Source organism: Mycobacterium interjectum (assembly GCF_900078675.2).
In the GTDB taxonomy this organism is placed as follows: Bacteria; Actinomycetota; Actinomycetes; order Mycobacteriales; family Mycobacteriaceae; genus Mycobacterium; species Mycobacterium interjectum.
In genome coordinates this window covers 102,655-109,178 of the sequence record NZ_LT546236.1, presented here as the reverse complement: position 1 = coordinate 109,178, position 6,524 = coordinate 102,655, and the positions used below count along the sequence as shown (strand labels likewise).

6 protein-coding genes are annotated in these 6,524 nt (G+C 68.9%); 5 read left to right on the top strand and 1 reads right to left on the bottom strand.

Translation table 11 applies throughout. The annotated features are described in order from the left end of the window. Positions 1-1,667: glycoside hydrolase family 38 N-terminal domain-containing protein (locus BN4348_RS19495; protein WP_456238193.1), on the bottom strand; the 1,667-nt coding region annotated here is incomplete at its 3' end. A gap of 58 nt (positions 1,668-1,725) precedes the next feature. Here BN4348_RS19495 and BN4348_RS19490 point away from each other — a divergent pair. From BN4348_RS19490 to BN4348_RS18105, 5 genes are all read left to right on the top strand, one after another. Beyond that, positions 1,726-2,316 carry a DinB family protein gene (locus tag BN4348_RS19490; protein WP_066907232.1) on the top strand — a complete coding sequence of 197 codons (591 nt, stop codon included), beginning with the start codon at positions 1,726-1,728 and terminating at the stop codon, positions 2,314-2,316. Further along, positions 2,292-3,239, top strand: coding sequence for an alpha/beta fold hydrolase (locus BN4348_RS18605; RefSeq protein ID WP_066907229.1), 948 nt, complete (start codon positions 2,292-2,294; stop codon positions 3,237-3,239). Before BN4348_RS19490 ends, BN4348_RS18605 begins: the two co-directional genes overlap by 25 nt. A gap of 52 nt (positions 3,240-3,291) precedes the next feature. After that, positions 3,292-4,638, top strand: coding sequence for an ABC1 kinase family protein (locus BN4348_RS18325; RefSeq protein ID WP_066907226.1), 1,347 nt, complete (start codon positions 3,292-3,294; stop codon positions 4,636-4,638). A 10-nt stretch (positions 4,639-4,648) separates the two neighbouring features. Continuing rightward, the gene (locus tag BN4348_RS18150) at positions 4,649-5,566 is read left to right on the top strand and encodes an alpha/beta fold hydrolase (RefSeq protein ID WP_066907223.1); all 918 of its coding nucleotides are present in this window, start codon (positions 4,649-4,651) and stop codon (positions 5,564-5,566) included. A 91-nt stretch (positions 5,567-5,657) separates the two neighbouring features. After that, a complete protein-coding gene (locus BN4348_RS18105) occupies positions 5,658-6,518 on the top strand; it encodes a cyclopropane mycolic acid synthase family methyltransferase (protein ID WP_066907221.1) in 861 nt (286 codons plus the stop codon). Positions 6,519-6,524 lie beyond the last annotated feature (6 nt).

The following is a 6,524-nucleotide window of genomic DNA, read 5'->3' as shown; positions in this document are numbered from 1 at the left end:
ACCAGCCGGTAGGCCCGCCAGCCCAGCGAGGGCACGTCGGGCGCCAGCCAGGTGACCGAGCGCCCGTCGTGCTCGACGTGCGCGGGCAGCTCGGTGCCGTCGGGATCGAGAACGCGGACCCCGGCGCCCGGCGGCGCGTCGAGGCGGGCGGTCACGAGATCGGTGCGCCGGTGCGCCAACGGGTTCCAGACGACCACGTCGCCCCCGATCGCGCCGGACAGCAGCGCCAGCGAGTTGTCCCGGGCCGCGCGCCCCAGCTCCCACGCGTCGCGCCAGCCGGTCAGCAGGTCCAGGTAGACCTGGTCGGACTCCGAGCCGGTGATGGCGTCGTGGTGTGCGCCGTAGGCCAGCTGTACCCACGCCTTGGCGAGGGCGGCCTGAGGGTACTCGGCGCCGGTCAGCAGCGCGGCGAACACGGCGAAGCGCTCGGCGGCCAGCACGGCGTTCTCGGCGGCCCGGTTGGCCTGCTTGGTGTCGATGTAGGACACGTCCTTGCCGGTGTAGATCGGGTTCATGTCGCGGGTCTGCGGCGACGGCTCACGACCGCGCTGCGCCAGTTCCGCGCGCACCGCCGCGAAAAACTCCCGCGGCAGCGCGCACACCAAGCGCGGCCAGGTGTACCGCGCGGCCCAGTCGCGGTGGATCGCGGTCACCCACTGGTTCGGCGGCGTGTAGTCGGTCCCGACGGGCAGCAGCACGTTGCGCGTCAGGGCGACCTTCTTGAGCCGTCGGAACAGCGCATAGGTGGCCCCCTCGGCCTCCGTCAGCGAGGTGGACGAGTCCATCCCCCAGCCCGCCCCGTAGTGCGCGGGCATGTAGTGGGTGAGCAGGCCGCGACCCGACGGCGCGATCCACTCGAACTCGCTGCAGAACTGCATGCGGTCCACGTCGCCGCCCGGGCCCCATTGGTGGTGCGGGCCGCGGGCCCACGAGCTCGACGTCAGGCCCGCGTCGGCGGCAAACCCCGGAAATTGGGGATCGTGGCCGAACACGTCGAGCTGCCACGCGGTGGCGGGGTCGGCGCCCAGCACGTGACGCTGAAAACCGTTTCCGTGCACCATGTTTCGGATGGTTGTTTCCGGTCCGATGAGGTTGGTGTTCGGTTCGTTGTAGGTGCCGCCCATCACCTCGACGCGGCCCTCGGCGAGGAACCGGCGCAGGTCGGCGCGGTCCTCGGGGTGGGTGTCCCAGTACGGCTTGAGGTAGTCCACCTCCGCCAGCACGAACTTGTATTCGGGCTCGCGGCGGGCCAGCTCCAGGTGGGCATGGACCAGTTCGAAGGCGTTGGTCTGGCGCCCCGGCGGGTCTTCGGCCCACTCGCTGGTATAGGCGCCCTGGGTGTTCCACCAGACCGGGTCGTAGTGGAAGTGACTGACCATGAACATGGTCCACCCGGGCTCGGCGACGGTGAACTCGAATTCCGTCGTGGCGCCACCTGCGTGCACCCGCGCCGCCCTGCGCTGACCGACGGCCGGACCGGCGACCGTGACCGGCACCTCGACGGCCCCGGCTCCGGGCTCGGCCATCGCCGCACCGCTCAGGCCGTCGCCTTCGACGCGGATCGCGCTCGGCGCGACGCAGCCCGCGAGGCCGATGCGCGCCAGCTGCAGCGGCGCGTCCGGCGGCCCGACGAAAAGCTCGGTCGAGTCCGCCGAAATCACCTGCATCCCCGCACCTTACGGCGCGAGGCGCCGCGGTGGAGGCATCTGGACCTAGGATCTGGTGATGCCCGCCCTCGCCCCGCCCGTCACCGACGAGCGCCACGCCCTGCGTGAATTCCTGGCCTTCCACCAAAGCGCGTATTTCGCCGTCGCTTACGGCCTCACCGACGAACAGGCCCGCTCGACGCCGTCGGTCAGCGCGCTGTCGGTCGGTGGGCTGATCAAGCACGCCACCGCCATGCAACGCAACTGGATGGCGCGCGTCGCCGCGGCGCCGGACCTGCCCCCGAAGGACCCCCGGCCCTTCGACGAGATCGCCAAGGAGTTCGGCGACCAACACGTGATGCGGGCCGACGAGACGCTGGCCGGGCTGCTGAAGGCCTTCGAGGCGCAGAACGCCGAATCGCTGCGCCTGGTCGAAACCGCCGACCTCGACGCGGCGGTGCCCGTTCCGCGGGACATCCCCTGGTTCCCCAAGAACCAGAAGGCCTGGTCGGTGCGCTGGGTCATCCTGCACGTCATCAACGAGCTGGCCCGCCACGCCGGGCACGCCGACATCGTCCGGGAAACCATCGACGGCGCCACCATGTACGAGTTGATCGCCGCGCTGGAGAACTGGCAGATCGAAGGATGGGTCCGGCCCTGGAAGAAATAGCGCACATCCGCAGCGGGATCGCGCGCCGCGAGACGCCGCACGGCCCCGTCGAGCTCTACTACGAGGACCTCGGCGACCCGGCCGCTCCGCCCGTGCTGCTCATCATGGGCCTGGGCGCCCAGCTGCCCATGTGGCCCGACGGGTTCTGCGCGCGCCTCGTCGGCGCCGGGTACCGCGTCATCCGCTTCGACCACCGCGACACCGGGCTGTCGGCCAAGATGCACGGGCTGCGGGCCCGGGGCCCGGTGTACCGGCGGGTCGGGCGCTACCTGCTGGGCAGGCCCAGTCGCGTGCCCTACACCCTGGTCGACATGACCGAGGACGTGCTGGCGTTGCTCGACCGGCTGGGCATCGACCGGGCCCACGTGGTGGGGGCGTCGCTGGGCGGCATGATCGCGCAGATCCTGGCCGGCACCGCGCCGCACCGGGTGGCCTCGCTGGGCGTCATCATGTCCACCACCGGCAAGCCCTTCTCCGCGTTGCCGGCCTGGCGCGTCATCAGGCTGGCGTTCGATCCGCCGGCCAAGAACGCCTCCGCCGAGGAGAAGCTGGCCTTCGAGGTGCGCAACGTCGCGGTGTTCAACGGCCCGAACTTCCTGCCGCCCGACGCCGAGCTGCGCGCGCGGGTGCGCCGGCTCGCCGACCGCTGCAGCTACCCGCCGGGCATGCTGCGCCAGTTCGACGCGGTGCTGGGCACCGGCAGCCTGCTCGGGTACGCCAAGGCGATCACCGCCCCGACCGTGGTGCTGCACGGTTCGGCCGACCCGATGGTCCGCCCGCGCAACGGGCGCGCCGTCGCCGCGGCCATACCCGGCGCGCGGTTCGTCGTGGTGGACGGGATGGGCCACGATCTTCCGGAACCGGTCTGGCGGCCGATCATCGAGACCCTGACCGAGCACTTCGCGCTCGCCGGGGCCCGGTGAGCGCGCTCACGGCAATTGGGACTTGACAGCCACGATTTGGCAGACTGCTGGAATGACTACTACCAAGCACCGCGAGGTGGCCAAGCTCGACCGGGTGCCGCTGCCGGTCGAAGCGGCCCGGGTAGCAGCCACCGGCTGGCAGGTCACCCGCGCCGCCGCCCGCATCATCAGCAAGCTGCCCGGCAGGGGGCCGTGGCAGCAGAAGGCGATCAAGGAGCTCCCGAACACGTTCGCCGACCTGGGGCCGACCTACGTGAAGTTCGGGCAGATCATCGCGTCCAGCCCCGGCGCGTTCGGCGAATCGCTGTCCCGCGAATTCCGCGGGCTGCTCGACCGGGTGCCGCCCGCCGACCCCAAAGAGGTGCACAAGCTCCTCGTCGAGGACCTCGGCGGCGACCCCGCCGACCTGTTCGCCAAGTGGGACGAGACGCCCTTCGCGTCGGCGTCCATCGCGCAGGTGCACTACGCGACGCTGCACAGCGGCGAGGAGGTCGTGGTCAAGATCCAGCGCCCGGGCATCCGGCGCCGGGTCGCCGCCGACCTGCAGATCCTGAAGCGGTTCGCCCAGGCCGTCGAGCTGGCCAAGCTGGGCCGCCGCCTGTCCGCGCAGGACGTGGTCGCCGACTTCTCCGACAACCTGGCCGAGGAGCTGGACTTCCGCCTCGAGGCGCAGTCGATGGACGCGTGGGTCTCGCACCTGCACGCGTCCCCGCTGGGCAAGAACATCCGGGTGCCGCAGGTGCACTGGGACTTCACCTCCGAGCGGGTCCTGACCATGGAGCGGGTGCACGGCATCCGCATCGATGACGTCAAGGCCATCCGCCAGGCCGGCTTCGACGGCACCGAGCTGGTCAAGGCGCTGCTGTTCTCGCTGTTCGAGGGCGGGCTGCGGCACGGACTGTTCCACGGCGACCTGCACGCCGGCAACCTGTACGTCGACGAGGCGGGCCGCATCGTGTTCTTCGACTTCGGCATCATGGGCCGCATCGACCCGCGCACCCGCTGGCTGCTGCGCGAGCTGGTGTACGCGCTGCTGGTCAAGAAGGACCACGCCTCGGCCGGCAAGATCGTGGTGCTGATGGGCGCCGTCGGCACCATGAAGCCCGAGGCGCAGGCCGCCAAGGACCTGGAAAAGTTCGCCACCCCGCTGACCATGCAGTCACTCGGCGACATGTCCTACGCGGACATCGGGCGCCAGCTGTCGGCGCTCGCCGACGCCTACGACGTCAAGCTGCCCCGCGAGCTGGTGCTGATCGGCAAGCAGTTCCTCTACGTCGAGCGGTACATGAAGCTGCTGGCGCCGAAGTGGCAGATGATGTCCGACCCGCAGCTGACGGGATACTTCGCCAACTTCATGGTCGAGGTCAGCCGCGAGCATCAAAGCGACGTGGAGGTCTAGGGGCGACCCGATGGACATCCGCACCGGCTTTGCCAATTCGAGAGCCAGCTCGGGCGAGGTGAAGCTGTATTACGAGGACATGGGCGACGTGGAGCACCCGCCCGTCCTGCTGATCATGGGGCTCGGCGCCCAGCTGCTGCTGTGGCGGACGGCGTTCTGCGAAAAGCTCGTCGCCCAGGGCCTGCGCGTCATCCGCTACGACAATCGCGACGTCGGCCTGTCCAGCAAGACGCCGCGGGCGGGCGCCGGCCAATCCCTGATCCCGCGGCTGCTGCGGTTCTGGTTCGGGCTGCGCGGCGAGGCGGCCTACGCGCTGGAAGACCTGGCCGACGACGCCGCGGCCGTGCTCGATCAGCTGGGCATCGAGCGCGCCCACATCGTCGGGGCATCGATGGGCGGCATGATCGCGCAGGTCTTCGCCGCCCGATTCGCCGAGCGAACCAAGAGCCTGGCGGTCATCTTTTCCAGCAACAATCGCCCGTTCCTGCCGCCCCCGGCCCCGCGCGCCCTGCTGGCGGTCCTCAAAGGCCCGCCGCCCGGTTCCCCCCGCGAGGTGATCGTCGACAACGTCGTGCGCGTCACCAAGATCACCGGCAGCCCGCGCTACCAGGCGCCCGAGGAACAGGTCCGGGCCGAGGCGATCGAGGGTTACGAACGCAGCTACTATCCGTGGGGCGTCGCGCGGCACTTCAGCGCGATCATGGCCAGCGGCAGCCTGCTCGGCTACAACCGGCGGACGGTCGCACCGACTGTGGTGCTGCACGGCCGGGCCGATAAACTGATGCGTCCATCGGGCGGACGCGCGGTCGCACGCGCCATCGACGGCGCTCGACTATTCTTGTTTGACGGCATGGGCCATGATCTGCCTCAGCAATTGTGGGATCGGCTGATCAGCGTGCTCACTAGCAACTTCACCGAGGCCGGCTGAGGCCAGGGTCGGATGGCTTTCGCCACTGCCCAGTGAATTTCACGGACACTATTACTGCGTTGTACGGTTGGCGTTGGGAGGATCTCGAGCAATGGCGGAGCTGAAACCGTATTACGAAGAGTCGCAGTCGACATACGACATCTCCGACGACTTCTTCGGCTTGTTCCTGGACCCCAACATGGTCTACACGTGCGCCTACTTCGAGCGCGACGACATGACCCTGGAAGAGGCACAACTCGCCAAGGTGGATCTGGCGCTGGACAAGCTGAACCTCGAACCGGGGATGACGGTGCTCGACGTCGGCTGCGGATGGGGCGGGGCGCTGGTGCGCGCCGTCGAGAAGTACGACGTCAACGTCATCGGAATCACCCTGAGCCGCAACCACTATGAGCGCAGCAAGGCCAGGCTGGCCGCGATCCCGACCACTCGGCAAGCCGAGGCTCGGCTGCAGGGCTGGGAAGAATTCGACCAGAAGGTGGATCGCATCGTCACCTTCGAGGCGTTCGACGCCTTCAAAAAGGAGCGCTGGCCCCTGTTCTTCGAACGCGCCTACGACATCCTGCCCGCCGACGGCCGGATGCTCTTGCACAGCATATTCACCTATCCGCAGACGTACTGGCGGGACCACGGCATCACGGTGACGATGAGTGATCTGCGGTTCTTTCGCTTTCTCGGAACGGAAATCTTCCCCGGCGGCTCGATGTGCGGCGAAGCCGATATCGTCGACAATTCGACGGCAGCCGGGTTCTCGCTCGAGAAGGTCCAATACCTGCAGCAGCATTACGTCCGGACCCTGGACATGTGGGCGGCGAACCTGCAGGCCAATCGGGACCGCGCCATCGCCATCCAGTCCGAAGAGGTCTACGACCGCTACATGCGTTATCTGACGGGCTGCGCGAACCTCTTCCGGAAGGGCATCTCCAACGTCGCGCAGTACACCCTCACAAAGTGAGGTGAT

Excerpts from the sequence above, each read along its gene's own strand:
- BN4348_RS18605 (WP_066907229.1), top strand. The coding sequence starts at position 2,292 with ATGGGTCCGGCCCTGGAAGAAATAGCGCACATCCGCAGCGGGATCGCG.
- BN4348_RS18325 (WP_066907226.1), top strand. The coding sequence starts at position 3,292 with ATGACTACTACCAAGCACCGCGAGGTGGCCAAGCTCGACCGGGTGCCG.
- BN4348_RS18105 (WP_066907221.1), top strand. The coding sequence starts at position 5,658 with ATGGCGGAGCTGAAACCGTATTACGAAGAGTCGCAGTCGACATACGAC.
- BN4348_RS18150 (WP_066907223.1), top strand. The coding sequence starts at position 4,649 with ATGGACATCCGCACCGGCTTTGCCAATTCGAGAGCCAGCTCGGGCGAG.
- BN4348_RS19490 (WP_066907232.1), top strand. The coding sequence starts at position 1,726 with ATGCCCGCCCTCGCCCCGCCCGTCACCGACGAGCGCCACGCCCTGCGT.